Here is a 24,184-nt window from a genome sequence, read left to right as displayed (position 1 = left end):
TGCTGATCAGCGGCACGTCGGTGGTATTGGTTACCGTTACAGGATGACCAGCGCGACGGGCTACGACGGTTTCGACGGGGCCAGCGAGTTGCTCCGTGCCCTGTCCGCGCCGATCCGGTTGGCCATCGTCAGTGAGCTGGCCGGCGGTGAGCGGTGCGTGCACGAGCTGGTGGAGAAGCTCGGAGCGGCGCAACCACTGGTCTCCCAGCACCTGCGGGTGCTACGCGGAGCGGGCGTGGTGCGCGGCTCCCGCCGAGGCCGGGAAATCGCCTACAGCCTGGTCGACGAGCACGTCGCGCACATCGTGTCGGACGCGGTCAGCCACGCCGGGGAGGGATCATGAGCGAGAGCAGCGCCGCGGTGCGCAACACCCGGCAACGTTCGGCGGTCAGCGCGCTGCTGGGCGAGATGGAGGGCTTCCACAGCGCTCAGGACCTGCACGCGATGCTGCGCCAGCGCGGCGAGCGGGTCGGCCTGACCACCGTCTACCGCACCCTGCAGGGGTTGGCCGACGCGGGTGAGATCGACGTGATGCGTCCACCCGGCGGCGAGCACCTCTACCGCCGGTGCAGCGAGGGGCACCACCACCATCTGGTCTGCCGGGCCTGTGGTCGTACGGTCGAGGTGGCCGGCCCGGCCGTGGAGAGCTGGGCCGACCGGGTCGCCGCGCAACACGGCTACGCCGACGTCAGCCACACCCTGGAGATCTTCGGCACCTGCCCGGCCTGCGTGCGCTGACCGGCGGGTCAAGACTCCGACCTGCCCACCGCCTCGTGGGGGTCCTGCGCGACTGTGGTGTTCAACCCCTTGTCATAGCGATTGCCCGCGACCCGGATGTCCGCGCTGCCGTGGAACACGAACAGCGGTGACGTGTAGGCCGGATGACTCGCCCCGTCCCGCCGCCGGACGGTGTTTGCGGTGAAGTCGAGCCCACCGACGCTCTTGGCGTCGACGACGGGGACGTCGTCGATGTCGAACGTGTTCTGCTGGACCGAGATGTTGTGATGCACCGGTTTCGCCTGGTCGATGAGGCGGTTGGTCGGTTCGATGAAGATGACCGGACCGGCGGGCCTGGTGAACGAGTTCTCTCGGATCGTGACGTCGGCGACCGGCCCGGACTCGTACCACTGGTACGCGTCGGAGGAGATGTAGATGCTGGACATGGACATCGCCTCGAACCGGTTGCCGGTGATCAGCACCGGCTTGCGGGTGGTGACCAGCACACCGCGGGTCGGTACGTTGCGGAAGACGTTGTCGGAGATGACGACGGACGGTGTGTAGGTGATGTTCTCCGCGACCGTGCCGCCTACCTCGACGCCGCTGGGGAGCGGCCGATCGAAGGTGACGGTCATGGACGTCAGCGGCTTGGTGTGGTCCATCCCGCTCGGCCCGTCGACCGCGGTGACCACCAAGGGGTCGCCGGCGAGCGGGGCCATGGTGAGTTTGTCGACCAATTCCACCTCGTCGCCGGGGTAGAACTGCGGGAAGCCGGCGGTCTGCGGGTGCCGGTAGGCGAGGGTGAGGGTGTCCGGCCCCGGCCTACCGATGACCTCGAGATAGGTGCCGTGAATGTTGATCGGGTCGTCATGCGGGCCGTCGAAGACGCTTCGGGTGATCGTGACCGTGCCCTTGATGCCAGACATCTGGACGAAGTCGGCGAAGGAGGCCGTCGTCCGGCCCGAGCGCGGGTCCGGCGCGAAGTTCACCTCGTCGATGGTGATGTCCTCGCTGAACTGGCCCACGATGCCGAAGGTTTGCAGGTAGTGGGCGTTCATCGAGCGCATCGTGACGTTCTTCGACTCCCAGATGAACGCGCCCGGCTCCTCCCGCTCGATCAGGCGCATCTGATAGACGAGCCCGGCGTCCGCCGGCGCCGTGGCGCTCGTGTAGTCGATCCGGATCTGGCGGTTGCCGAGGTCGGTGACGCTGGCGACGCCGGTGAACAGTGGGTTGTCGCCGCGCCAGGTCCGCTGCGCCGCCGGGTCGTGGATCTGCGTGTACTCGAGCCCGTCGACGCCTGACCAGTACGGCTGCCCGGTGACCGGGCTGGTCTCGCCGAGCCAGGTGATGTGCGTCCCGTTCACCCGGTACGGACTTCCGGCGGGGATCGTCAGGATGCGGTAGGCGTGTCCGTCGGTCACGCCCGCAGCGACGACCATGGCATCGATGACCTTCGGCGCGGCGTAGTCGAACGAGAAGCCCTGGAACGTCACGTTGGTCGAGCGGATCACCGCGAACGCCGTCTGCAGGCCGTGGTAGACGAGCTTCGCGCCGCGACCGTCGATCGTGACGTCACGCATGTCCTCGACGAGTAGCCCGATCCTCTTGTCGCGGTACCGCTCGTCGGCGCCGACGGTGTTGGACACGTACAGCTCGCGCGTCTCGGCCTGCTCCGGGTACAGCTGGTAGGTGCCCGTCGAGAAGACGATCCGGACTGGACGGTCGAGGGTCCGAGCGTGCCGCAGGGCCGCAGTGACCGCTGGCGCGGAGTCGGCCCGGCCGGTGGGGTCGGCCCCGAAATCAGCTACCTCGACGACCACCGGCGCCGGCCATGATGCGGCAACGGCACGAACCACGACCCGAGACATTGCCCCTCCGGAGCGCTCACCAACCCGTCAAAGATCCAATCTAGGTGACGGCGTCGCACGCCCGCCGTGCCGGAACCCACCTTCGCCGGGTGCCGGGCCGGGTTCGTTCGTGGCACGCTGTCCGGCGTGAAAATCTATGCCGATCGGTTTCCGACCTTCGTCCGTCAGTTGCTCACCGACCTCCTCGTCGTCGCCTGGGTGTACGCGGCGATCCGCGGCGCGCTGTGGCTGCACGACCTGGTGCAGAAGCTCGCCGTACCGGGGCAGAAGCTGGAGGGCGCCGGCAGTGGCCTCGCCGACAACCTCGCCGACGCCGGCGGCAAGGTTCGCCGAGTGCCACTGGTCGGCGACGAGCTGACCGCGCCGTTCCAGCGCGCCGCCGACGCCGCCCGGTCGCTCGCCGACGCCGGCCGCGACCAGCAGCACCTGGTCGACCAGTTGGCCCTCGCCCTGGCCATCGCCGTGCTGATCTTCCCGCTCGGCATCGTGCTCTTCGGTTGGCTGCCGCTGCGGGTCCGCTGGATGCGCCGGGCCGGGTCGGCGGCGAAGCTGGCCGTGGGGCCGGCCGGTCGGGACCTGCTCGCCCTGCGCGCGCTGGCCACCCAACCACTGGGCCAGCTGACCCGGATCGGCCCGGACGTGGCCGAGGCGTGGCGGCGCGGCGACGACGCCACCGTTGACGCCCTGGCCGCGTTGGAGCTGCGCCAACTCGGCCTACGCGGCCGGGGCCGCTGAGGTTGGTGCCGACTGCACCCTTGATCGCCGCTCTCTGGAGATCGCCGCGCGCCACCCACCAGCCGCAGGTCCAGCCCGGCGACGGTGTCGCTAAGGTCGTCGGGTGTTCTACTTCCTCGTCGTCATCGCCGTTCTGCTGCTCAGCTACGCCGCCGTCCTGGTCTCCTTCGTACGCCGGGGCAAGAAGATCCCACCCGCGGCGTACCTGGCCCTGGCCGGGCTCAACGGTCTGATCCTGGCCGGAGTGCTCGCCTGGGCGGTCGCCCGCTGACCGGCGCGACCGTGGCCCACGGGGCGGCGGGCCGGGCACCCGCTGGCCCACGCGGCGCTGCGCGCAGGGCTACGGCTTTGGGGGGATGCGGCGGCGCACGTCCTCGGCGGTGGACGGGCCGGGCGACCAGCGGGCCACCCAGGGCAGCTCGTCGGACGGGGTGATCACGCCCTCCTCCAAGCCCGCGTAGCGGCCGGCGAGGATCCGCTTCGCGGCGGCGGTGTCGACCGAGTCGGTGTTGTCCCAGAGTGCGGCGAACAGGGCATCCACCCGCACCCGCGCCTGCCGGCAGAACAGGTCGGCCAGCTCGACGTTTTCCGGGCGGCTGTCCCGTTCGGCAGAGGCCCGGACGCAGACCGCAGACATCGCGAACAACTCCGCGCCGATGTCCACCACACGGCCAAGGAACGCCTGCTTACGCTCCATCTTTCCCTGCCAGCGGGACATCGCGTAGAACGTCGACCGGGCCAGCTTGCGCGACGAGCGTTCCACCTGCCGCAGGTGCGCGGCGAGCGGGCCGAACTCGGCGTACGCCGAAGGGCTCTGCCCCCGACCCACAGCCAGGGTGGGCAGCCACTTCGCGTAGAAGGCACCCGCTCGCGCGCCGGCTCGTGCCTTGCGGCCCAGCCCCGCGTCCGGGTCGATGATGTCGCCGGCGACCGACAGGTGGGCGTCGACCGCCTCCCGCGCGATCAGCAGGTGCATGATCTCGGTCGAGCCCTCGAAGATCCGGTTGATCCGCAGGTCACGCAGCATCTGTTCGACGGCGGCCGGGCGTTCGCCGCGGGCGGCCAGTGAGTCGGCTGTCTCGTAGCCGCGTCCGCCCCGGATCTGGATCAGCTCGTCGGCGATCTTCCAGGCCATCTCGCTGGCGTACAGCTTGACCAGCGCCGCTTCGATCCGGATGTCGTTGTGGTCGTCGTCGGCGAGCAGGCAGCAGAGGTCGAGCATGGTCTCCATGCCGTACGTGGTGGCGGCGATGAAGGAGAGCTTCTGCGCCACCGCCTCGTGCTCGCCCACCGGTCGACCCCACTGGACCCGGTCGGCGGCCCAGCCCCGGGCCACGTTCAACGCCCACTTGCCGGCGCCCACGCACATTGCCGGCAGCGAGAGCCGGCCGGTGTTCAGCGTGGTCAGGGCGATCTTCAGCCCCTTACCCTCGCCGCCGATGACGTTCTCGGCGGGCACGAACACGTCGTGGAACCGGGTGAGGCTGTTCTCCAGGCCGCGTAGGCCGACGAACTCGTTGCGCCGCTCGACGGTGACGCCCGCGCTGTCGCCGTCCACCACGAAGGCGGTGATTCCCCCTCGGCGCCCCTCGGTGGCCGGCACCCGGGCCATCACCACCAGCAGGGTGGCCACGATGCCGTTGGTGGCCCAGAGCTTCACCCCGTTGAGCCGGTAACCGGTGCCGTCCTCGGTCGGCTCGGCGATGGTCGCCAACCGGGCCGGGTCGGAGCCGACGTCGGGCTCGGTGAGCAGGAACGCGGACACCTCGCCAGCGGCGAGTCGGGGCAGGAAGCGCTGCTTCTGCTCGGCGGTGCCGAACATCTTCAACGGCTGCGGCACGCCGATCGACTGGTGTGCCGAGAGCAGCGCGCCGATGGCCGGGCTGACCGAGCCGGCCAGCATGAGCGCCCGGCAGTAGTGCAGGTTGCTCAGGCCGAGCCCGCCGTACTTCCGGTCGATCTTCATGCCGAACGCGCCAAGGTCGGCCAGACCGTGGAAGACCGCGTCGGGAATGGACGCGTCGCGTTCGATGGCCGCGCCGTCCACCTCGGAGGTCAGGAAGGCGCGGAACCGACCAAGGAACTCCTCCGCGCGGGCCACGTCGTCCGGATCGGAGCGGGGCCACGGGTCGATCAGGTCGAGCCGGAACCGGCCGAGGAACAGCTCCTTGCCGAAGCTGGGCCGGTCCCAGGTGGACTCGCGGGCGGCCTCGGCGACCTGCCGGGCCTCCTTCTCGGAGACCTGCCCCGCTTCGGCGGGCAGCGGCGCGGCCGCACCGGCGGTGGTTTCGGAGTCGGGGCCGTCCGGTGCCGGTCGGCCGTTCTGCGTCGTGGTCACGGCTGCCCCCTCGAAGTTCGGTGCGGCTGCGTCGACGTGCGCGACTACCGCCACGCTACCCCCGGTTGTTACCCAGCGGTAGCGCTGCGTGAAGATCGGCGTGGTCAGCGGCCACTGAGCGTGTCCGGATCATCGTCGTCGTCGTCGATGTCGTCCTCACCCCAGTTGCGCCGGACGAACGGCAGGACCACCCAGAACGTGAGGAACCAGATTCCGGCCAGCGCGCTGAGCACGAAGGCGATCGGCCGGTCCAGCACGAAGTCGGTGATCAGCAGCACCGCGCTGACCATCGCGATCAGCATGAAGGCGAGGCCGCCGGTGGCCATCCGGTGCGCGAAGCGGACCAACTCCGGCTTGCGCCCCTGCCTGAACAGCGCCCGGTGGAACGCCACCGGCGAAATGATCAGTGCGGTGGCGGCGGCCGCCGCGAGCAACGCCACGATGTAGACGTCGCGCTGAAACTCGCTGGTCTGGGTGAACCCGTTACTGAACGGCAGGGTGAGCAGGAAGGCGAAGAGGATCTGCACGCCGGTCTGCGCGACCCGCAACTCCTGCAACAGGTCGGCGAAGTTGCGCTGCCAACGCTGCTTCTCGGTCTCCTTGGACACGCGCTACCTCCGGTGAGACGCTACTGCCGGCGGTCCCGGCCGCCGGCAGCAACGCCAATGCCCCACCCGGCCGAGCGCGAAACAAGTTCACGACATCTGCCGTTCATCTTGCCGCGATGTCAGGACCCGCGTCGGATGCGGCCCGCGTACCGGGCCTCCAGCTCGTTGTTGTGCGCGTCGCCGTCCGGGATGTTCGCCGACAGGTAGACCGGTGGCCGCTCCCCCGCCGCCAGTAACCGCGCCACCACCTCCACAGTCACCTGCTGCGCCAGCAGCGCCGCGGTGATCGAGGAGACCGCGCCGACCGCGCCGCCGCCGGGCAGGGGCAGCGTCGCGTCACCGTACGGCGCGCCGTTGTCGAGCACCACGTCGGCGAGGTCGCTCAGCTTGCGCCCGGACGGGTGCCGGGAGGCCATCTGGCCGGAGTGCCGTGCCGAGGTGATCGCCACCAGCCCGTGACCGCGCTCCTTGACCAGCGTGGCGAACTCCACCATCGCGCCGTTGACCCCGGAGTTCGAAGCGAGCACGAAGACGTCGGCAGGGCGCACCGGGGCCAACTCGTAGAGGCGGTGCGCGACGGCCGGATCCCGTTCCAGCAGCGGGCCGAGCCGCTCGGCCGGCTCGCCGCCGATCAGCACCAGGTCGCGTAGCGCGATCCGGTTGGTCGGCACCAGACCTCCGGCCCGGCCGGCGATCTCCATCGCGAGCGCCTCCGAGTGCCCGGTACCGAACGCGTGCACCACGCCGTCAGCGCGAACGGCCTCGGCGATCAGGTCGGCCGCTCGCCCCACCCCCTCCCGCTGACTTGCGGCCACCCGGCCGATCGTCTCGGTCACCACGGCCAGGTAGTCCTCGGCACTCACCGTCATACGTCCTCCGTCGTCCTATTGCGGGCCAGCCAACGAACCGCGAAGTCGACCGCCGCCCGCTGGCGCATCAACCTGCCGGTCCCGGCGCCCACCGGGGCGGTACGTACCGCCCCGGTGGCCTCCAGGTCCACGCCCAACGCGGCGAAGTCGTCCGCGTCGAGCCGTACGTCCTGCCACCACACCCATTCCCGACCACCGTCGGCGGTACGCACCGCAGCACCGAGCCGCTCGCGGGGCGAGCCGGGGCAGCGGTACTCGGCCAGGTGCATCGAGGTGCTCACCGAGTGGTCCACGCCGAGCAGCAACACGTCGGCGTCCAGGTCGTAGAGCCGGGCCAGCGGGGAACCCTCGCCGAGAGAGTCGACAAGCGTGTGCCCGGCCACCACCTGCTCGGCGGCTGGCCCGAGCGCGGCGAACGACACGTGGGGATGGGAGCTGCGCAGGGCACCCGGCCAGCCGCGGACCGTCTCGGCGAGCGCACCCATGAACCGGCTCGCCGTGACCGCCGGGTCGAAGCCCGGCATCTCCGAGCGGATCAGCGGCCACCAGTCCGCCGGCACCGGCGGGTTGCGCCACTGCGCGGGATCGCTGTTGTCGGGCGTGTGGGTGGGCACGACGATCGTGCCGTCCGGGCCGAGCGCGTCGCGCAGGGCGAGCGCCACCGCGTGCGGCCCGCCGGCCACGAAGCCCAGCGGACGCAGCGCGGCGTGCACCAGCAGCGTCGCGCCGGGGCGTACGCCCAGCACGCGTAGCTGCGCGGCGATCGAACGCCGGGTGCCTGGCCCGCTGGCGTCCGCCGTCACGATGACTCTCCCTCATTGAGCAGCACGGCTCAAGCCGCTCCGCCGGCTCGGGCCGTTCCGCCGGCTCGCGCCAGGATCGCCTCGGCGAGCGGGGCTGGCGCCGCGTCCGGGATCCAGTGACTCACCCCGGTCAGCTGCACGAAGCGGTACTCCCCGGTGACGTTCGCCGCGCACGCCTCGGCGGCGGTCCGCCCGATGGCGACGTCCCGGTCACTCCAGACGTACGTGGTGGGCACCGCGACCGGGCCGACGCCGGCCAGGTCGGCGCGGGTCATCGCCCGGTACCAGTTCAGCGCGGCGGTGAGCGCCCCCGGCTCGCGCATCGGGTCGGCGTACCGGCTCACCCGGGACGAGTCGCCCACCCCGCCGAGCAGCTTGCGCAGCGCGGTGGCGTGCCACGCCAGCAGCACCTTCTCCGCCTTGTCCGGCTTGCGGAACAGCGCGATGTACGACGAGCGGGCCTTCTGTTGGCCGTCGGTCGTCAAGGCGTGCGCCATGGCCGCCGGATGCGGTACGGACACCGCGGTCAGCGTGCGGACCCGCTCGGGGTACCGCGCGGCGACCGCCCAGGCCACGACGGCGCCCCAGTCGTGGCCGACCAGGTGGACAGCGTCCAGCCCGAGCGCGTCGAGCACCGCCACCACGTCGGTGACCAGCTCGGGGATCCGGTAGTCGGCCACCGCCGTGGGCCGCGCGCCGGGTGAGTAACCGCGCTGGTCCAGCGCGTACGTGCGCAGCCCGGCCGTGTGCAGCGTCGGCACCACGTCGTCCCACTCGCCGCTGTGCTGGGGGAAACCGTGCAGTAGCAGGACGGGTACGCCGTGCGGCGGACCGCCAACGGTCACCTCGAACGTGAAGCCTCGCGCGTCAACCCGCATGATCGCCAAGCGTACCCACGAATCGCAGAGCCGTCTGCGGCAGCAATTGGTCCCCTCATTAGGCAGGTGCGGGTGACATGGCCCACTACCACGTGTGTCTGGCCCAGCGACCGGACGACCAAGTCTTCAAGCCGAACCAGCCAACAAGGGGACACCTTACGTGTCCGCAACTCCACCTATCTTGTTGCTAGCAACCACAGCACCTCAGCAGATCAAACGCAAGCGTTGCAAAGCCACAAGCCGTATGGCAGCATTCACTCGCATCGACGGCCAGAGCGATATCGCTGGCCCCAGCCTTACGGGGGATAAATGTCTCGACGTAAATCCGCAATCATGGCGTTCGCCGCCCTCGCGGCAGCCGCCCTAGCCATTCCAGGCCAGGCATCGGCTGCGGCGCTCCCGACCGATCCCGCGATTCCGAACGGAGCAGGAGCGGACGTAAGCCCTCTCGGCGTAACCGACGGGGACGTGACCAATCAGCTCCCTTCGAGCTACACGGTAAAGATCGCCGATCTCGGTGGCGGGTCTACCAGTTGCCCCACCTGGACCGCAGCGGGCGCGAGCACCACCTATGCATGCACTACCTGGTGGCTGCCGTCAGGCCAGTCCGACGACCAAATTCGCGGAGCAAATTTTGACACGGACGGCTTCATGGTCGAATCGGCTTACACCGTCAAGGAAAACCGGACCGGTGGACGCACCTACAGTGTCCCCGCTTTCAAGTGGGTCAAGTTCAGCAGTGGACTCAACGTTAACTGTTCGGTAAGTTCAGGAAAGGTTCTCTGCACGATCGGTTAGAAACCTGCCTTCATTCGGCAGTTCGTAAGGGGTCCCACGCTTCATTGGGACCCCTTACTGCATTTCAAAACTGCGCGCCGACGACCACTTGAGTCGCAGCCGGTCACGCGTGCTAGCCTTCACGAGACAACTTCATATCCGACAGGGGAGCGCACAGCGCTGAGAGTGCGGGTACGCCCGCAGACCCTCGAACCTGATCTGGGTAATGCCAGCGCAGGGAGTTCGGTCGACCTCCAGCCGCGCCGCAGTCCGGCGCCACCGGACGCGGCGTGCGTCTTCTCCTGGTTCTCTTCCTTGAACTGGGAGCAATGCATGGACAACACCACCAACCGTTGGCGCACCATCGACATCGTCATAACGTCGGTGCTCGGGGTCGCCTTCGGCATCATCTTCTGGGCTTGGGGCCTGTTGTGGTCTGCGACAGAGGGGGCCTTTACCTTCTTCCCGCCGGCTCAGGCTCTCCTATACGGCGTCTGGCTGCTGCCCGGCGTGCTGGGCGGCCTGGTGATCAGAAGGCCCGGCGCGGCCTTCTACTGCGAGTTCCTCGCCGCTCTCGTGTCCGTACTCCTGGGCAGCCAATGGGGGCTGGTCGCCGTTATGCAGGGCGCCTTCCAGGGAGTCGGTGCCGAGCTGGGGTTCGCAGCCTTCCGCTACCGGTCGTTCCGCCTTCCTGCGGCTCTCCTCTCTGGCACGCTGGCTGGCCTGGCCGCCGCGATCTTCGACCAGGTCCGGTACTACAGCGAACTGGAGCTGCTCAGCTTCCGGCTGCCCATGCTCGTCATCACCGTCGTCAGCTCCACCGTGATCGCCGGCGCTGGTGGCTGGCTGCTGACCAAGGCCCTGGCCAACACCGGCGTCCTGGACCGCTTCCCGGTAGGCCGAGACCGAGCCCTGATCTGACGCCCCCCACCTCATCGCGTTGATCAAGAGGTTTGCGTCAACGGACGGCGATTTTCTGACGCAAACCTCTTGATCAACGCAAGCGAGCGCGACCCGGAAGGGGGTTCGGTGGGCGGGGTTTTGCTGCGGGGGTTCGGGTGGCGGCACGCTGGGCGGCGGGCCTGGGCGGTGCGCGGGGTTGATCTGCGGGTTGAGGCTGGGGAGCGGGTTCTGCTGCTCGGGCCCTCCGGGGCCGGCAAGAGCACCCTGCTCAGCGCGCTGGCCGGGCTGCTCCCCGAGGACTCCGGCGAGCAGGAGGGCACCGTCGAGATCGACGGGCTCGACCCACGCAAGGGGCGGGAACGAGTCGGCATCGTCTTCCAGGACCCGGAGACCCAGCTCGTGATGGCCCGCTGCGGCGACGACGTCGCGTTCGGGCTGGAGAACCGCGGCGTGCCGGCCGACGAGATCTGGCCCCGGGTGGACGAGGCGCTGCACCGGGTCGGCTTCCCGTACTCCTCCGACCGCAACACCGCAGCTCTCTCCGGCGGCGAGCAGCAACGCCTCGCTCTGGCCGGCGCGCTGGCCCTCCGCCCCGCCCTGCTGCTGCTCGACGAGCCGACCGCCAACCTCGACCCGGCCGGGGCCGACCTGGTCCGGCAGGCGGTGGCCAGCGCACTGGACGCCGACACCACGCTGATCCTGGTCGAGCACCGGGTCGCCGAGGCGTTGCCGCTCGTCGACCGGGTGGTCGTCCTGGAACCGGGGGGCGGCGTCCGCGCGGACGGCACCCCCGAGGCGGTCTTCGCCGCGCACGGCGCCACCCTGGCCGCCGAGGGGGTCTGGGTGCCCGGTCACCCCATCGCCCCCCGCCCGGCCACCACCGGCCCCGGGGAGCTGTTGCTCACCGCCGACCGGCTCGGCCTGCCGCCCCGGCTGGGCTCCACCGACCTGGCGGTACGCGCCGGTGAGGCACTCGCCGTACGCGGACCGAACGGTGCCGGCAAGTCCACCCTGGCGCTGCTGCTCGGCGGCCTGCTCCGGCCCGGCACCGGGCGGGTCACCGCGTCCGCCGAGTTGGCAGGCGCGGACCACCGCACTCCCCCACACCGCTGGCGGGCCCCCGCACTGGCCCGGCGGATCGGGTCGGTCTTCCAGGATCCGGAGCACCAGTTCGTCACCAGCACGGTCTTCGACGAGTTGGCGCTCGGCCCGCGCCGCACCGGTCAACCCGAGGCGGTCGTCAAGGAGACCGTGGCCGGGCTGCTGGATCGGCTGCGGCTGGCTCGGCTCGCCGCTGCCAACCCGTACACCCTCTCGGGTGGTGAGGCGCGGCGGCTGAGCGTGGCGACGGCCCTGGCCACCGCGCCACGCCTGCTGATCTGCGACGAACCCACCTTCGGCCAGGACCGGCGGACCTGGCGGGAGTTGGTCGACCTCTTCGCCGACCTGCGCGACGCCGGGCACGGCGTGGTCGCGGTCACCCACGACGCGGACTTCGTCGCCGCGCTCGCCGACCGCACCGTCACCCTGCGACCGGCCCCGGACGACGAGCGATGATCAGCATCGAGCCGGTCGCCGCGCCCGACGCGCCGTTGGCCCGCCGCAATCCGGTGGCGAAGGTCGCCGCCGCCCTGGTCTTCTCGTTCACCCTGCTGGCGACCCTGGACCCGGTGGCCCCGGCGATCGCCATCGCCCTCGAACTCGCGCTGCTGCCGCTGTTCGGCATCCGCTACCGGGTGCTGGCCCGGCGGGCCTGGCCACTGCTGCTCAGTGCCGCCGGCATCCTGGTCACCCTGGTGCTGTTCGCGGCCGACCGGTCCGGCCGGGTCCTACTGGACGCTGGGCCGGTGCTGGTGAGCACCGGCGTGCTGCTCACCGCGCTCGGCCTGGTGCTGCGGGTGTTCGCGGTGGCGCTGCCCGGTGTGATCGTTTTCGCGACCACCGACCCCACCGATCTGGCCGACGCGTTGATCCAGAACGTGAAGGCGCCGGCCCGGTTCGCCATCGGGGCGCTGGCCGCGTTCCGGCTGGTGCCGCTACTCGGTCAGGAGTGGCAGATGATCAGCATGGCTCGGCGCGCACGCGGCGTCGACGCGGGACGCAATCCGGTGGCGAAGCTGCGGCTGTTCGCCTCCACCGCGTTCGCGCTGCTGGTCGGGGCGATCCGTCGAGGCACCCGGCTGGCGGTGGCGATGGACGCCCGCGGCTTCGACGCTGGCACACCCCGTACCGTCGCCCGCCGGCAGCACTTCACCCGCGCCGACGCCCTCCTCATCGCCGGGGCAGTCGTCCTGGCCGGAGCCGCCCTGACCACAAGCGTCCTCCTCGGCACCTTCCGCCCGCTAATCCACTAAGCCACCGCCCGCCGCCCGGATCCGCACAACATCAGCGCCCACGACCACCCCCGCCGATCTTGCGGTTTCTGTCGTTGGTTCATCCCGATATGCCGGTGATGCGAGGACAGAAAATGCAAGATCGGCGGGGCCGGGAGGGTCAGGGCAGGGGGTGGAGTGGATGGGTGGTTCGGTCAGCTACGGCGGAAGGCGTAGCGGCGGGCCTGGCCGGTTTGCTGGCTGCGGCCGCCGCCAGAGCGGTTGCCGCCACCCTGCGGTGGCCCGGCCGTCGGTGCCTTCGGTCGCGCGGCTGGCGTCGGCAGATTTCCCACCGTGGGCGCGTCGACAACCGCCGGCACGTCGACCGCTGCCGGCACGTCGACCGGCAGCGCCACCTCGTCCGGAACAGTCGCCAGCAGGGCCGGCTCGACCAGCACCGCCGGTTCGATCAGCACCGCCGGCAGGGCCGGTTCGATCAGCACCGCCGGCAGGGCCGGTTCGGCCGCGAGATCGAGGGCCGGGAGGGCGGGTGGAAGCGGGCCATGGCCGGCCGCCGGGTCGACGCCGAGCGGCGTCGTTCGCTGGGTACGGGTCTTCTTCGGGTTACGCCTGGCAGGCATCCGGGCCTCCTTCAGTGCCGACCGGCACGGCCGGTCCCGCGCTGCGGCGGTCGGTCGGACGGCTGGTGACCGCCGTTGCGCGGCGATCGAGTGGGGAAGGGACTGCTCACCGGGGATCGGGCAGGGCCAACGCCGCCAAACGGCGGGAGGGGATGCGGGACGCCCGGGAGCGCACGGACCGCGACGCGGGACGGCGGGCCGGCTCGGAAGATGGGGCGTCAGTTACGCATGCCCGCAGCCTAACCACCGCCCGAGGAGACGCGCACCCGTTTTACTGGCACGATCGGCACATGCTGATCGCGTTCTCGATCACCCCGCTCGGCGGTGGCGATTCCGTGGGTGACCTGGTCGCCGAGGCGGTGCGGGTGGTCCGGGAGTCCGGCCTACCCAACCGGACCGATGCCATGTTCACCACCGTCGAGGGCGAATGGGACGAGGTGATGGCGGTGGTGAAGCGGGCGGTCGACGTGGTCGCCGCGCAGGCGCCCCGGGTGAGTGTGGTGCTCAAGGCCGACGTCCGGCCCGGGGTCACCGACGCGCTGACCGGGAAGATCGCCCGAATCGAAGCCCGTCTCGCCGAAGGCTGACGCGCGCGGCGCGGGATGACGACATGTTTCCCTGTGCGGGGCGCACCGACCACTGCCGAGGGTCCGAGCCGCCAGCGGCAATGTCCACATTACGTGCAGTAACAGGACGTCGGTCACTGGTCCACATCGGCCCACATCACGGTAAGTTTCCAAACGCTGATAGTGGTGTGACGAGAGGTGGCGGCACGGATGGCTGAGCAGGCGAGGGCACAAATCGGTGTGACCGGGCTGGCGGTGATGGGTCGCAACGTGGCCCGCAACCTGGCCCGCAACGGCTTCACGGTGGCAGTGCACAACCGCTCGCCGGAGCGCACCCGCAGCCTGGTGGCCGAGCACGGCGACGAGGGCACGTTCGTTCCCGGCGAGACGATGGCCGATTTCGTGGCGTCACTGGAACGACCCCGCGCGGTCATCGTCATGGTCAAGGCCGGCGCGCCCACCGACGCGGTGATCGACGAGTTGGTGCCGCTGCTCGACGAGGGCGACATCATCGTCGACTGCGGCAACGCGCACTTCGCCGACACCCGCCGCCGGGAGGAGGCGCTGCGCGCGCAGGGGCTGCACTTCAGCGGCACCGGCGTCTCCGGCGGTGAGGAGGGCGCGCTGCGCGGGCCGAGCATCATGCCGGGTGGCTCCGCCGAGTCGTACGCCAAGCTCGGGCCGATGTTCGAGAAGATCGCCGCTCAGGTGGACGGCGTGCCGTGCTGCATGCACGTCGGGCCGGACGGCGCCGGGCACTTCGTCAAGATGGTGCACAACGGCATCGAGTACGCCGACATGCAGCTGATCGCCGAGGCGTACGACCTGCTCCGCGCTGGTCTGGACGCCTCGCCGGCCGAGATCGCGGAAATCTTCCGCGACTGGAACAACGGCGAGCTGGAGTCGTTCCTCATCGAGATCACCGCCGACGTGCTCGCGCACACCGACGCGGCGACCGGCCGACCGTTCGTGGACATCGTGCAGGACCGGGCCGAGCAGAAGGGCACCGGTCGCTGGACCGTGCAGAGCGCGCTGGACCTGGGCATCCCGATCACCGGGATCGCCGAGGCGACCTTCGCCCGTTCGCTCTCCGGGCACGTCGACCAGCGCGAGGCAGCCCGCCGGGCGTTCGGAGACGCGGGTGAGAAGTGGCAGGTCGCCGACCGGGACGCGTTCGTCGAGGACGTCCGCCGGGCGCTGCTCGCTTCCAAGATCGTCGCGTACGCGCAGGGCTTCGACCACATTCGCGCCGGCAGCCAGGAGTACAACTGGGACATCGACCTCGGTGGCACCGCGACGATCTGGCGGGGCGGCTGCATCATCCGGGCCCGCTTCCTCAACCGCATCCGCGAGGCGTACGACGAGCAGCCCGACCTGCCGACGCTGCTGGTGGCGCCGTACTTCGCCGAGGCGGTCAGCGCTGGCGTGCCGAGCTGGCGGCGAGTGGTGGCTGACGCGACCCGGGCCGGCGTGCCGACGCCCGCGTTCTCGTCGTCGCTGGCGTATTTCGACGCGTTGCGCGCGGAGCGGCTGCCCGCCGCGCTGATCCAGGGTCTGCGGGACAACTTCGGCGCGCACACCTACCAGCGGGTGGACCGCGACGGCGCGTTCCACACCACCTGGGCGGGGGATCGCGCCGAGTCCCCGGCGTAGCCGGGGCGGCGTCTCCGCGCCACCGTGATCGTGCTCGATCCTCGATGTAGTGGTCTCCCCCGGCGGGGAGGCCACTACATCCATGTCCGGGCGAGATCATGCGCGGGTAACGCGGTCAGGCGACCGTTGCGTGCATCTCCCAGACGAGGATCTCGGCCGGTTCGTCGGCGGTGACCCGCCGGCCGCCGGTCATGGTGAGCCGGGCCGCGTCGCCGCTGCCGAGCGGGCCGCTGCCCTCCAGGGTCACCGTGCCGTTGGGCACGTAGAGATGTACGTAGGGCGCGTCGGGGATGGTGACCTCGTCGCCGGGGGCGAGACGGGCGGCGTGCAGGGTCGCGTACCGGTTGCGGATCCGGATCGCGGACGCACCGTCGTAGCGGTCCATCCCGGAGGCGATCGGCACCAGACCACCGCGTAACAGCTCGTCCTCGATCTCCAGCTGCTCGTAGCCGGGGTCGACGCCCTGCTCGTCGGGGAGCACCCACATCTGCACGAAGTGCACCGGGTCGCTGTGCGGCTCCTGGTTGTCGAGCCGCCAGGCGTCGTTCTTCTCCGAGTGCAGGATGCCGGTGCCGGCGCTCATCCGCTGGGCCAGACCCGGGTAGATCACCCCGGAGTGCCCGGTGGAGTCCTGGTGCACCAGGGAACCGCGCAGCACCCAGGTCACGATCTCCATGTCCTGGTGCGGGTGGGTCTCGAACCCGGCCCCCGGCCGGACCACGTCGTCGTTGTTGACAAGCAGCAGGCCGTGGTGGGTGTTGGCCGGGTCGTAGTGCCGGGAGAACGAGAAGGAGTGCTGGGAATCCAGCCAGGAGATCCGGGTGGCGAAGCGATCCTCGGCCCGGCGGATGTCGACCGCGGGCGCAGGCATGGTCACCAGGCACGCTGCCCGGCGTCGGGGGTCGATGGCGCCCAGGTCAGGGCCGGCTCGCCGGTGGCCAGTTCGGCGATCTCACCGGTCCGCAGCTGCGGCGCGTGACCGAACTCGGCGCAGTGCTGCTCGGCGATCTCGGCACAGATCTCAGCCACCTGCTCGCAGATCGGGTCACCCAGATCGGCGGCGTTCAACGCCATGATCATTTTGAATCGGAGATCCCGCATATCCACCCCAACCGCCGTCGTCCCACCACCTCCGGACCCTACCCGCCCCCCTTTCACCGCACCCCGAAACAGAGCAAGGCGCCGCCCGCACACGGGGTGCGGACGGCGCCGAGAAATCGGGGTGGGTCAGAAGAAGCGGCGGCGCTTGGCCTTCTGCGGGCGGATCAGATCCGCACCCTTGGTCAGCAACCGGGTCGCCCCGGAGGGACCACGCCGGGCCTCCAGGGTGTGACTGAGCCGGCGGGCACCGGCTGCGGCCAACGGCACCGCGACCGCCATCACCGCCCACTGGGCAATGCGCTTCTGGATCATGTGGGTTCACCTCCGTCAGTGACTTCTGACGTCTCTGATACCCAGAGTGACGTGCGGGTAAGCGCGTCGGCTCAGATAACCGGGGCGACCGGGTTGGGCAGCGCGCCGCCGAAGCGTCGGTCCCGCTGGGCGTACAACTCGCACGCGTACCAGAGGTGGCGGCGGTCGAAGTCGGGCCAGAGCGTGTCCAGGAAGACCAACTCGGCGTACGCGGTCTGCCAGAGCAGGAAGTTGGAGATCCGCTCCTCCCCGGAGGGTCGCAGGAACAGGTCCACCTCCGGGATCTCCGGGTGGTAGAGGTACTTCGCCACGGTCTTCTCGGTGACCTTTGCCGGATCCAGCCGGCCGGCCGCCACGTCCCGCGCGATCGCGGCGGCGGCGTCACCGATCTCGGCCTGCCCGCCGTAGTTGACGCAGAACTGCAGGGTCAGCGTCGAGTTGTCGCGGGACATCTCCTCGGCGGTCTGCAACTCGGAGATGACGCTCTTCCACAACCGGCCGGGCCGACCCGACCACACCACCCGTACGCCGAGGTCGACCAACTGGTCGCGGCGACGACGGATCACGTCCCGGTTGAACCCCATCAGGAACCGGACCTCGTCGGGCGAGCGTCGCCAGTTCTCGGTGGAGAACGCGTACGCCGACAGGTAGGGGATGCCCATCTCGATGGCGCCCTCGATGGTGTCGAAGAGGCTGTGCTCCCCCGCCTCGTGCCCCTTGGTGCGGGGCAGCCCGCGGTCCTTGGCCCAGCGGCCGTTGCCGTCCATCACCACCGCCACGTGCCTCGGCACGGCCTCGGCGGGCAGCGCCGGCGGTCGGGCCCCGGACGGGTGCGGCACCGGTGGCGTCGGCTCGCGCCGGCCAGCCTTCTTCGATCGGATCACTCGGTCACTCCCTGTTCGCGCCGTCCGCCCCGGCCTCGACGTCGCCGCGTGGCCGGAGCACCACGGCCCCGACGCCTCCCGGCGGCGAGGCCGCGCCGGTCGCCGAGGAACCCCGGTCGACCAGCGGCAGCGAGCGTAGCGCGCGCTCCAGGTGCCACTGGAGGTGAGCCGCGACCAGCCCACTGCACTCCCGACGCACTGCGGCGTCGGTGCCGTCGGCGATCACCCAGTCGCCGGTGGTCAGCGCGGACATCAGGTCGATGGTGGCCGGCGCGGGATGCGCCGCCCCCGGTGGCCGACAATCCGGACAGACCACGCCGCCAGCTGGCACGGAGAACGCCCGGTGCCGCCCGGGCGTGCCGCAGACCGCACAGGCGACCAGCGCCGGTGCCCAGCCGGCGAGGGACATCCCGCGCAACAGGTACGCGTCGAGCACCAGCGTGGTGGCGTGCTCGCCCCGGGACAGCGCCTTCAACGCGCCGACGGTGAGCTGGAACAGCCGCAGTGACGGCTCCCGCTCCACCGGGGTCAGCCGCTCGGCGGTCTCGGCGATCGCGCTGGCCGCCGTGTAGCGCGGATAGTCGCCGAGGAACCGCTTGCCGTACAGGTCGATGCCCTCGACCTGGCTGACGGTGTGCAGTGAGCTGCCGTGGTTGCCCTTTGGGTCGCCGGCGAGCTGGAGGTCGACGTGGCCGAACGGCTCCAGCCGGGCACCGAACTTGCTTGTGGTGCGGCGGATCCCGCGGGCCACCGCCCGCAGCCGGCCGTGCCGGCGGGTGAGCAGGGTGATGATCCGGTCGGATTCGCCGAGCTTCTGCACGCGCAGCACCACCGCGTCGTCGCGGTAGAGCTGTCGGCGATACCCGGCCATCGGGCCATTCTCCTCGGGGTGCGAAATCAGGGTTGGTTCGGGGTGGATGCTCGGATGAACCCCGATGCGCCCGCCTCGTGCTCGGCCGTAGCGTGCCGGTCATGGCACTGCACCGCATCACCATCCCGCGCCCTCGTCGCGTCGGCGCCCCCGTCGCGCTGGGGCTCGCGACGACCCTCATCGTGCTCGCCGGGTGCGACAACCTGTCGTTTCGTCGGCTCGACTACGACAACACCGAGGCGGTCCGGATCACCACGGTCCGGGTCTCGGGTGGGTCGGGCGACGTGGTGCTCCGTGGCACCGGCCCGGCGTCCGAGGTGCGGATCAAGCGGGTGGTGCGCTACCAGGGCGGCGAACCGGACAACGTCCGGTACGAGATCAAGGGTAGCGAGCTGGTGCTGGACACCGACTGCGGCAATCGGTGCAGCATCTCCTACGAGGTGACGGTGCCGGAGGGTGTGACGGTGCAGGGTGACACCGGCTCCGGCGACGTCGAGCTGAGCCGGGTCGGCCCGGTGCAGCTCCAGGTGGGCTCGGGCGACGTGCGGATCTCCGGCGCGTCGGGCGCGCTCGCGGTGGAGACCCGCTCCGGCAACATCGAGGTGAGCGAGGCCACCGCGGGGGTACGGCTGCGCGCCTCGTCCGGAGACATCACCGCACGCCGGCTCAGCGGCACGGTCGACGCCGAGGCCAGCTCCGGCAACGTCAACGTCGAGCTGGACCAGCCCGCGTCGGCCCGGGTCCACGCCTCCAGCGGTGACGTCACGCTGCTGGTGCCGGAGGGCAGCTACCGGGTCCGGTCCAACGCCGACTCCGGCGACAAGACCGTGACCGTCGCCGACAACCCGACGGCGACCCTGGTGCTCGACGGCTCGGCCAGCAGCGGCAACGTCACGATCAGCGAGCGTTGACCTCGACATTGCTCGCCGACCCGGCCACCCGCTGCGCCGGCAGTCCGACGGTCACCCCCGTCGCCTCGGCGCCGTCCACCGCATCGGCGTCCGGCTGGACCGCCGGCTCGGCGGCCGGCACCTGCCCACCGGGGATCAGCTCCGGGCGGCGGCGGGCGGCGACGTCCTCGACCCAGCCGACGGCCAGGGTGACCAGCCCGACCAGCGCGAAGACCAGCAGCACCCGGATGGCCAACCCCACCGGGTTCTGGTGGGACCAGCCCACCACGTCGACCAGCGGAGTGAGCGCCACCACGAACGGCATGTGCCAGAGGTAGATGGTGAGTGCTCGCCGGTTGACCACGGTCACCGCCCGGTCGGCCAGCCAGCTTCGGCTCAGCCAGGCCACCCCGGCCGGCGCCCGGCCCAGCACGATCAGGATGAACGCGGCCGACCAGAGGGCGTTTCCCAGTGGGTTGTCGTTCAGGTCGTACCCGCGTGGGCCGGGGTGCCCGATGATCCAGGCGCCGCCGCCCACGGCGAGGACGAGCGCCAACGGGTACAGCACCCGGCCGGCGAGCCGACGCAGCATCCCGGCGTGGTGGGCGAAGCCGAGTAGCCACGCGCCGAAGTAGAGACCGAACTCGCGCAGCATCGGCGGCGCCGGGTAGATCCCCACCTCGATCGCGACCAGCAGGAGGTACGGGGCGAGCAGGGTCGGCAGCGGGGCACGCCGGAACAGCCAGAACGCGACCGGCGAGGCGAGTACGAACCACAGGTAGTCGCGCAGGTACCAGATGACGCTCAGCGCAAGGGCGCCCCAGTTGTTGGCCGGCGGATCGGCGATCGGGAACAGCCACAGCAGCACCCGGGGGCTCACCGCCAGCCCGGTGAGCAGCATGGCCGGCACGAAGACCACCGCGAGCACCCACAGTGACGGCAGCAGTCGACGCAGCCGACGCCCCACCGCCGCCGGGCCGGAGCGGGTCAGCGACGCGGCCATCAGCGAGCCTGCCAGCGCGAACATCACCGACATGGCGGGGAAGACGAGGGTGAGGGTCGCCCATCCGGTGACGTGGTAGACCACCACTCGGACGATGGCCAGGAAACGGAGGAGATCGAGATACCTGTTGCGCATCAGCCTGCATCTGGGTCGGGGACGCGGGGCATTACTTCCCTACCCTGCGCGGCATCCGCACCAAACGGCCGCGGCCCCAACCGAACGTGAACATCTCCCCCGGCCCGACCGAAGGCGATCATGCCGCCGGTCGGGCGCCTCCGACGAGGTGGGTCAGAAGCCCAGCTTGCGCAGCTGCCTCGGGTCGCGCTGCCAATCCTTCGCGACCCGCACGTGCAGGTCGAGATAGACCCGGCCGCCGAGCAGCTCCTCGATCTGCTTACGGGCGTTGGTGCCGACCTCCTTGAGCCGGCTCGCCTTGTGCCCGAGCACGATGGCCTTCTGGCTGGGCCGCTCCACGTACAGGTCGGCGTAGATCTTCATGACCTGACCCTCGGGGATCATCTCCTCCACCACCACGGCGATGGAGTGCGGCAGCTCGTCGCGAACCCCCTCCAGGGCGGCCTCCCGGATCAGCTCCGCGACCAGCACCTGCTCGGGATCGTCGGTGAGCATGTCGTCCGGGTAGAGCTGCGGTGACGGCGGCAGGTAGCTGGTCATCACGTCGACAAGCGTGTCCACCTGGTGCCCGGACACCGCGCTCACCGGCACGATCTCGGCGAACTCCCCCATCTTGCTGACCGCGAGCAACTGCTCCGCCAGGCGACGCTTGTCCACCAGGTCGGTCTTGGTGACCACCGCCAGCACTGTCGCCTTCAACTCGGCCAGCTCGCCGGTGATGAACCGGTCGCCGCGCCCGACCGGCTCGTCGGCCGGGATGCACAGGCCGATCACGTCGACCTCGGTCCAGGTGGACCGGACCAGGTCGTTGAGGCGTTCGCCGAGCAGCGTACGGGGGCGGTGCAGGCCCGGCGTGTCGACGAGGACCAGCTGCGACTCCGGTCGGTGCAGCACCGCCCGGATGACGTGCCGGGTGGTCTGCGGCTTGTTCGACGTGATGGCGATCTTGGTGCCGACGATGGCGTTGGTAAGCGTCGACTTGCCGGCGTTGGGCCGACCGACGAAGCAGCCGAACCCGGCCCGGTACGGTCGCGCCTCCGGGTCCTGCACCGGGCTCACTGGGTCACCGTGCCGAGGACCGTGCCGTCCGGAGCGGCCACGTGCACCGGTGCGTCCGCCGCGAGGTCTCGCACGGCCGCGTGCCCGGCGCCGTCCAGCGTCGACGCCTCGGTCACCACCGCCGCAGCCTCCAGCCGGCTCGCCCCGGCCGCGACGGCCGAAGCGACCGCCAACTGCAACGCGGTGAGCGTCAGCGACGGCAGCGCGACACTGGCCGCCGCGTACGTCCGGCCGTCCTGATCGCGGACTGCGGCGCCCTCCACGGCGCCAACCCGTGCGCGGGCGCCCCGGGCCAGGACGACGAGCTTGCCGTCCTCGGCGCTCAGCGCGCCCGACGCGATGGGGGCGGGCCGAGCGGCAGGCGCGGCGGGTGTGTCAGGCATCGGCGGGTTGCCTCTCGTCGTCTCGATAGTTGTCCGTGTCGTCCCCGGGGCCAGCGTGCTCTCCACGCCCCGCGGTGTCCTGCTCATGACCTGGCTCCACCCGGCTGACCAGGACGGTGTCGATCCGGTTGCGCCGGCCGGTGGTGCCCTCGGCGACCAGGCGGAGACCGGCGACCTCGGCCTCGGCACCCGGGATCGGCACCCGTCCCAGTGACTGGGCGAGCAGGCCGCCGACCGTCTCCACCTCGTCGGTGGGCAGGTCGGTGTCGAACATCTCGCCCAGATTCTCCACCGGCAGGCGAGCGGTCACCCGCACCGAGGAGTCCGCCAGACGTTCGACGGGCGGGCGTTCGACATCGTACTCGTCGGTGATCTCACCGACGATTTCCTCCAGGATGTCCTCGATGGTGACCAGACCGCCGGTGCCGCCGTACTCGTCGACCACGATGACCAGGTGGTTGCGGGCCGCCTGCATCTCCGACAGCAGGTCGTCGACCGGCTTGGATTCCGGCACGAAGGTCGCCGGGCGCATCAGCTCGGCCACCGGCAACTGCTCAGCCTCCGGGTCTCCGCCGCGGGAGCGGCGGATCAGGTCCTTGAGGTAGAGCACGCCCAGTACGTCGTCGACGCTCTCGCCGATCACCGGGATGCGGGAGAAGCCGGAGCGCAGGAAGAGCGCCAGCGCCTGGGCGAGGGTCTTGCCCTCCTCGATCCACACCATCTCCGTCCGCGGCACCATCACCTCACGGGCGATGGTGTCGCCGAGCGCGAAGACGGAATGGATCATCTGGCGCTCGCCGTGCTCGACCACGCCGCGCTGCTCGGCCAGGTCGACCAGCTCACGCAACTCCACCTGGGTGGCGAACGGCCCCTCCCGGAAGCCACGCCCCGGGGTGACCGCGTTGCCGATCAGGATCAGCAGCGACGCGAGCGGGTTGAGCGCCCGGCCCAGCCATCGGACCAGCGGCGCCACCGCACGACCCACGGCGTACGCGTGCTGGCGGCCGATGGTGCGCGGAGCGACGCCCACCATCACGAAGCTGACCACTGTCATCGCGCCAGCGGTCACCAGCGCGGCCCGCCAGCCGGCGCCGAAGCTGTCCACCGCCACGAGCGCCACAAGCGTGGTGGCGGTCAGCTCGGCGAGCAGCCGCAACAGCAGGAGCAGGTTGAGGTGCCGGACGACGTCGCCGGCCACGACCTGGAGGGTGCGGGCGCCGCGCACGCCGTCGCGGGCCAGCTCGGCGGCTCGGGCCGGTGAGACCGCGGCGAGCGCCGCCTCGGTCATCGCGATCAGGCCAGCCAACACCACCAGGCCGGCCGCGAAGACGATCAGCTGGAAGTCGGGAAGGCCGGCGGTGGCGCCGGCCGCCAGTAACGGAGGTGTGGACATCACTGGGTGCGGGTCGACCGCCAGCTCGCCAGAAGTCGAGCCTGGAGTGCGAACATCTCCCGCTCTTCCTCCGGCTCGGCGTGGTCGTACCCGAGCAGGTGCAGCACCCCGTGCACGGTGAGCAGGTGCAGCTCGTCGGCGGGTGCGTGCCCGGCGGTCGCCGCCTGCTTGGCCGCCACCTCGGGGCAGAGCACGATGTCGCCGAGCAGGGCGGGCTCGCCGCCGGCCGGTGCGGACTCGCCTGGGCCGTGGTCGACGCTGCCCTCGTCCATGGGGAAGGCGAGCACGTCGGTCGGGCCGTCGCCACCCATCCAGCGGTGGTTCAGCTCGGTCATGTAGTCGATGTCGACAAGCAGCACGGACAGCTCGGCGAGGGGGTTGACCCCCATCTCGTCGAGGGCGTGGCGGGCGACGGCGAGCACGGCGTCAGTGTCGACGTCGACACCGGACTCGTTGGCGATCTCGATGGACAACTGCTTTCC

The 24,184-nt window shown here is 70.7% G+C and carries 28 protein-coding genes and 1 riboswitch; of the genes, 11 read left to right on the top strand and 17 right to left on the bottom strand.

The features are described from left to right. The first annotated feature begins 43 nt into the window (after positions 1 to 43). Both IF46_RS0130225 and IF46_RS0130220 read left to right on the top strand, forming a co-directional pair. Positions 44 to 343 carry an ArsR/SmtB family transcription factor gene (locus IF46_RS0130225; RefSeq protein ID WP_030491812.1) on the top strand — a complete coding sequence of 100 codons (300 nt, stop codon included), beginning with the start codon at positions 44 to 46 and terminating at the stop codon, positions 341 to 343. After that, entirely contained in the window at positions 340 to 738 is a 399-nt protein-coding gene (locus tag IF46_RS0130220; RefSeq protein ID WP_030491811.1) for a Fur family transcriptional regulator, read from the top strand. The genes IF46_RS0130225 and IF46_RS0130220 overlap by 4 nt, the downstream gene beginning before the upstream one ends. 8 nt (positions 739 to 746) lie before the next feature. On the opposite strand, the gene IF46_RS0130215 is transcribed toward IF46_RS0130220, so the two are convergent. Continuing rightward, positions 747 to 2,588 carry an alpha-1,3-galactosidase gene (locus IF46_RS0130215; protein ID WP_051724271.1) on the bottom strand — a complete coding sequence of 614 codons (1,842 nt, stop codon included), beginning with the start codon at positions 2,586 to 2,588 and terminating at the stop codon, positions 747 to 749. A gap of 126 nt (positions 2,589 to 2,714) precedes the next feature. Here IF46_RS0130215 and IF46_RS0130210 point away from each other — a divergent pair, with 126 nt between their 5' ends. After that, positions 2,715 to 3,323, top strand: a complete 609-nt coding sequence (locus IF46_RS0130210; RefSeq protein ID WP_030491809.1) for a hypothetical protein — start codon at positions 2,715 to 2,717, stop codon at positions 3,321 to 3,323. Positions 3,324 to 3,426: 103 nt separating this feature from the next. Beyond that, positions 3,427 to 3,594 (top strand): hypothetical protein, encoded by a 168-nt coding sequence (locus IF46_RS34940; RefSeq protein WP_198041570.1) that lies wholly within the window; start codon positions 3,427 to 3,429, stop codon positions 3,592 to 3,594. A 69-nt stretch (positions 3,595 to 3,663) separates the two neighbouring features. Here IF46_RS34940 and IF46_RS0130200 read toward each other — a convergent pair whose 3' ends face one another. The 5 genes from IF46_RS0130200 to IF46_RS0130180 form a co-directional block, all read right to left on the bottom strand. Continuing rightward, positions 3,664 to 5,661: an acyl-CoA dehydrogenase family protein gene (locus IF46_RS0130200; RefSeq protein ID WP_030491808.1), complete on the bottom strand. Its 1,998-nt coding sequence runs from the start codon at positions 5,659 to 5,661 to the stop codon at positions 3,664 to 3,666. Between the two features lie 104 nt (positions 5,662 to 5,765). After that, positions 5,766 to 6,269 carry a DUF6328 family protein gene (locus tag IF46_RS0130195; protein WP_030491807.1) on the bottom strand — a complete coding sequence of 168 codons (504 nt, stop codon included), beginning with the start codon at positions 6,267 to 6,269 and terminating at the stop codon, positions 5,766 to 5,768. Positions 6,270 to 6,388: 119 nt separating this feature from the next. After that, positions 6,389 to 7,138, bottom strand: a complete 750-nt coding sequence (locus tag IF46_RS0130190) for a sugar isomerase domain-containing protein (protein ID WP_030491806.1) — start codon at positions 7,136 to 7,138, stop codon at positions 6,389 to 6,391. Beyond that, positions 7,135 to 7,941, bottom strand: coding sequence for an aminoglycoside N(3)-acetyltransferase (locus tag IF46_RS0130185; protein ID WP_030491805.1), 807 nt, complete (start codon positions 7,939 to 7,941; stop codon positions 7,135 to 7,137). The genes IF46_RS0130190 and IF46_RS0130185 overlap by 4 nt, the downstream gene beginning before the upstream one ends. 29 nt (positions 7,942 to 7,970) lie before the next feature. Beyond that, a complete protein-coding gene (locus tag IF46_RS0130180; RefSeq protein ID WP_030491804.1) occupies positions 7,971 to 8,819 on the bottom strand; it encodes an alpha/beta fold hydrolase in 849 nt (282 codons plus the stop codon). A gap of 333 nt (positions 8,820 to 9,152) precedes the next feature. Between IF46_RS0130180 and IF46_RS34620 the strand changes: the two genes are divergently transcribed. From IF46_RS34620 to IF46_RS0130165, 4 genes are all read left to right on the top strand, one after another. Then, the gene (locus IF46_RS34620) at positions 9,153 to 9,617 is read left to right on the top strand and encodes a hypothetical protein (RefSeq protein WP_157563686.1); all 465 of its coding nucleotides are present in this window, start codon (positions 9,153 to 9,155) and stop codon (positions 9,615 to 9,617) included. A 133-nt stretch (positions 9,618 to 9,750) separates the two neighbouring features. After that, positions 9,751 to 9,855: riboswitch (TPP riboswitch) on the top strand. 74 nt (positions 9,856 to 9,929) lie between these two features. Then, positions 9,930 to 10,517 carry an ECF transporter S component gene (locus IF46_RS0130175; protein WP_030491803.1) on the top strand — a complete coding sequence of 196 codons (588 nt, stop codon included), beginning with the start codon at positions 9,930 to 9,932 and terminating at the stop codon, positions 10,515 to 10,517. Positions 10,518 to 10,625: 108 nt separating this feature from the next. Beyond that, a complete protein-coding gene (locus tag IF46_RS0130170; RefSeq protein ID WP_030491802.1) occupies positions 10,626 to 12,056 on the top strand; it encodes an ABC transporter ATP-binding protein in 1,431 nt (476 codons plus the stop codon). Beyond that, the gene (locus IF46_RS0130165; RefSeq protein WP_030491801.1) at positions 12,053 to 12,853 is read left to right on the top strand and encodes an energy-coupling factor transporter transmembrane component T family protein; all 801 of its coding nucleotides are present in this window, start codon (positions 12,053 to 12,055) and stop codon (positions 12,851 to 12,853) included. Before IF46_RS0130170 ends, IF46_RS0130165 begins: the two co-directional genes overlap by 4 nt. 173 nt (positions 12,854 to 13,026) lie before the next feature. On the opposite strand, the gene IF46_RS0130160 is transcribed toward IF46_RS0130165, so the two are convergent. Then, the gene (locus IF46_RS0130160; protein WP_030491800.1) at positions 13,027 to 13,452 is read right to left on the bottom strand and encodes a hypothetical protein; all 426 of its coding nucleotides are present in this window, start codon (positions 13,450 to 13,452) and stop codon (positions 13,027 to 13,029) included. 290 nt (positions 13,453 to 13,742) lie between these two features. On the opposite strand from IF46_RS0130160, the gene IF46_RS0130155 reads away from it, so the two are divergent. Further along, positions 13,743 to 14,039 (top strand): MTH1187 family thiamine-binding protein, encoded by a 297-nt coding sequence (locus tag IF46_RS0130155; RefSeq protein WP_030491799.1) that lies wholly within the window; start codon positions 13,743 to 13,745, stop codon positions 14,037 to 14,039. A gap of 189 nt (positions 14,040 to 14,228) precedes the next feature. Then, positions 14,229 to 15,671 carry an NADP-dependent phosphogluconate dehydrogenase gene (gene gndA, locus IF46_RS0130150; RefSeq protein ID WP_030491798.1) on the top strand — a complete coding sequence of 481 codons (1,443 nt, stop codon included), beginning with the start codon at positions 14,229 to 14,231 and terminating at the stop codon, positions 15,669 to 15,671. A 115-nt stretch (positions 15,672 to 15,786) separates the two neighbouring features. Here the strand turns inward: gndA and IF46_RS0130145 are convergent, their stop codons facing one another. From IF46_RS0130145 to recO, 5 genes are all read right to left on the bottom strand, one after another. Further along, on the bottom strand, positions 15,787 to 16,542 hold the full coding sequence (locus tag IF46_RS0130145; RefSeq protein WP_030491797.1) for a pirin family protein: 756 nt from the start codon (positions 16,540 to 16,542) through the stop codon (positions 15,787 to 15,789). Between the two features lie 2 nt (positions 16,543 to 16,544). After that, entirely contained in the window at positions 16,545 to 16,751 is a 207-nt protein-coding gene (locus tag IF46_RS0130140; protein WP_198041568.1) for a thioredoxin reductase, read from the bottom strand. 147 nt (positions 16,752 to 16,898) lie between these two features. Next, the gene (locus IF46_RS0130135) at positions 16,899 to 17,084 is read right to left on the bottom strand and encodes a hypothetical protein (RefSeq protein ID WP_030491795.1); all 186 of its coding nucleotides are present in this window, start codon (positions 17,082 to 17,084) and stop codon (positions 16,899 to 16,901) included. A gap of 71 nt (positions 17,085 to 17,155) precedes the next feature. Next, positions 17,156 to 17,968: an isoprenyl transferase gene (locus tag IF46_RS0130130; protein WP_030491794.1), complete on the bottom strand. Its 813-nt coding sequence runs from the start codon at positions 17,966 to 17,968 to the stop codon at positions 17,156 to 17,158. A 4-nt stretch (positions 17,969 to 17,972) separates the two neighbouring features. Beyond that, positions 17,973 to 18,839, bottom strand: coding sequence for a DNA repair protein RecO (recO, locus tag IF46_RS0130125; protein ID WP_036393736.1), 867 nt, complete (start codon positions 18,837 to 18,839; stop codon positions 17,973 to 17,975). Between the two features lie 101 nt (positions 18,840 to 18,940). Here recO and IF46_RS0130120 point away from each other — a divergent pair, with 101 nt between their 5' ends. Next, on the top strand, positions 18,941 to 19,750 hold the full coding sequence (locus IF46_RS0130120; protein WP_030491792.1) for a DUF4097 family beta strand repeat-containing protein: 810 nt from the start codon (positions 18,941 to 18,943) through the stop codon (positions 19,748 to 19,750). On the opposite strand, the gene IF46_RS32950 is transcribed toward IF46_RS0130120, so the two are convergent. The 5 genes from IF46_RS32950 to ybeY form a co-directional block, all read right to left on the bottom strand. Continuing rightward, a complete protein-coding gene (locus tag IF46_RS32950; RefSeq protein WP_036393733.1) occupies positions 19,737 to 20,867 on the bottom strand; it encodes an acyltransferase family protein in 1,131 nt (376 codons plus the stop codon). The genes IF46_RS0130120 and IF46_RS32950 overlap by 14 nt on opposite strands. A gap of 153 nt (positions 20,868 to 21,020) precedes the next feature. Then, positions 21,021 to 21,917, bottom strand: a complete 897-nt coding sequence (gene era, locus IF46_RS0130110; RefSeq protein ID WP_157563692.1) for a GTPase Era — start codon at positions 21,915 to 21,917, stop codon at positions 21,021 to 21,023. Positions 21,918 to 21,922: 5 nt separating this feature from the next. Next, positions 21,923 to 22,309, bottom strand: a complete 387-nt coding sequence (locus IF46_RS0130105) for a hypothetical protein (protein ID WP_030491790.1) — start codon at positions 22,307 to 22,309, stop codon at positions 21,923 to 21,925. After that, on the bottom strand, positions 22,302 to 23,726 hold the full coding sequence (locus IF46_RS0130100; protein WP_157563683.1) for a hemolysin family protein: 1,425 nt from the start codon (positions 23,724 to 23,726) through the stop codon (positions 22,302 to 22,304). Before IF46_RS0130100 ends, IF46_RS0130105 begins: the two co-directional genes overlap by 8 nt. After that, positions 23,702 to 24,175, bottom strand: a complete 474-nt coding sequence (gene ybeY / locus IF46_RS0130095; protein WP_030491788.1) for an rRNA maturation RNase YbeY — start codon at positions 24,173 to 24,175, stop codon at positions 23,702 to 23,704. Before ybeY ends, IF46_RS0130100 begins: the two co-directional genes overlap by 25 nt. Positions 24,176 to 24,184 lie beyond the last annotated feature (9 nt).

The organism is Micromonospora chokoriensis (genome assembly GCF_000718555.1).
GTDB lineage: Bacteria > Actinomycetota > Actinomycetes > Mycobacteriales > Micromonosporaceae > Micromonospora > Micromonospora chokoriensis_B.
The sequence above is the reverse complement of the archived record's forward strand: the minus strand, read 5'-3'. Positions and strand labels throughout refer to the sequence as shown.

Bases quoted from the DNA above. Each gene is read 5' to 3' on its own strand.
- IF46_RS32950 (WP_036393733.1), bottom strand. From the start codon at position 20,867: ATGCGCAACAGGTATCTCGATCTCCTCCGTTTCCTGGCCATCGTCCGA.
- IF46_RS0130155 (WP_030491799.1), top strand. From the start codon at position 13,743: ATGCTGATCGCGTTCTCGATCACCCCGCTCGGCGGTGGCGATTCCGTG.
- IF46_RS0130215 (WP_051724271.1), bottom strand. From the start codon at position 2,588: ATGTCTCGGGTCGTGGTTCGTGCCGTTGCCGCATCATGGCCGGCGCCG.
- IF46_RS0130105 (WP_030491790.1), bottom strand. From the start codon at position 22,309: ATGCCTGACACACCCGCCGCGCCTGCCGCTCGGCCCGCCCCCATCGCG.
- IF46_RS34620 (WP_157563686.1), top strand. From the start codon at position 9,153: ATGGCGTTCGCCGCCCTCGCGGCAGCCGCCCTAGCCATTCCAGGCCAG.
- IF46_RS0130140 (WP_198041568.1), bottom strand. From the start codon at position 16,751: ATGATCATGGCGTTGAACGCCGCCGATCTGGGTGACCCGATCTGCGAG.
- IF46_RS0130175 (WP_030491803.1), top strand. From the start codon at position 9,930: ATGGACAACACCACCAACCGTTGGCGCACCATCGACATCGTCATAACG.
- IF46_RS0130145 (WP_030491797.1), bottom strand. From the start codon at position 16,542: ATGCCTGCGCCCGCGGTCGACATCCGCCGGGCCGAGGATCGCTTCGCC.
- IF46_RS0130180 (WP_030491804.1), bottom strand. From the start codon at position 8,819: ATGCGGGTTGACGCGCGAGGCTTCACGTTCGAGGTGACCGTTGGCGGT.
- IF46_RS0130120 (WP_030491792.1), top strand. From the start codon at position 18,941: ATGGCACTGCACCGCATCACCATCCCGCGCCCTCGTCGCGTCGGCGCC.
- IF46_RS0130225 (WP_030491812.1), top strand. From the start codon at position 44: ATGACCAGCGCGACGGGCTACGACGGTTTCGACGGGGCCAGCGAGTTG.
- recO (WP_036393736.1), bottom strand. From the start codon at position 18,839: ATGGCCGGGTATCGCCGACAGCTCTACCGCGACGACGCGGTGGTGCTG.
- IF46_RS0130160 (WP_030491800.1), bottom strand. From the start codon at position 13,452: ATGCCTGCCAGGCGTAACCCGAAGAAGACCCGTACCCAGCGAACGACG.
- IF46_RS0130135 (WP_030491795.1), bottom strand. From the start codon at position 17,084: ATGATCCAGAAGCGCATTGCCCAGTGGGCGGTGATGGCGGTCGCGGTG.
- IF46_RS0130220 (WP_030491811.1), top strand. From the start codon at position 340: ATGAGCGAGAGCAGCGCCGCGGTGCGCAACACCCGGCAACGTTCGGCG.
- gndA (WP_030491798.1), top strand. From the start codon at position 14,229: ATGGCTGAGCAGGCGAGGGCACAAATCGGTGTGACCGGGCTGGCGGTG.
- IF46_RS0130165 (WP_030491801.1), top strand. From the start codon at position 12,053: ATGATCAGCATCGAGCCGGTCGCCGCGCCCGACGCGCCGTTGGCCCGC.
- IF46_RS0130190 (WP_030491806.1), bottom strand. From the start codon at position 7,138: ATGACGGTGAGTGCCGAGGACTACCTGGCCGTGGTGACCGAGACGATC.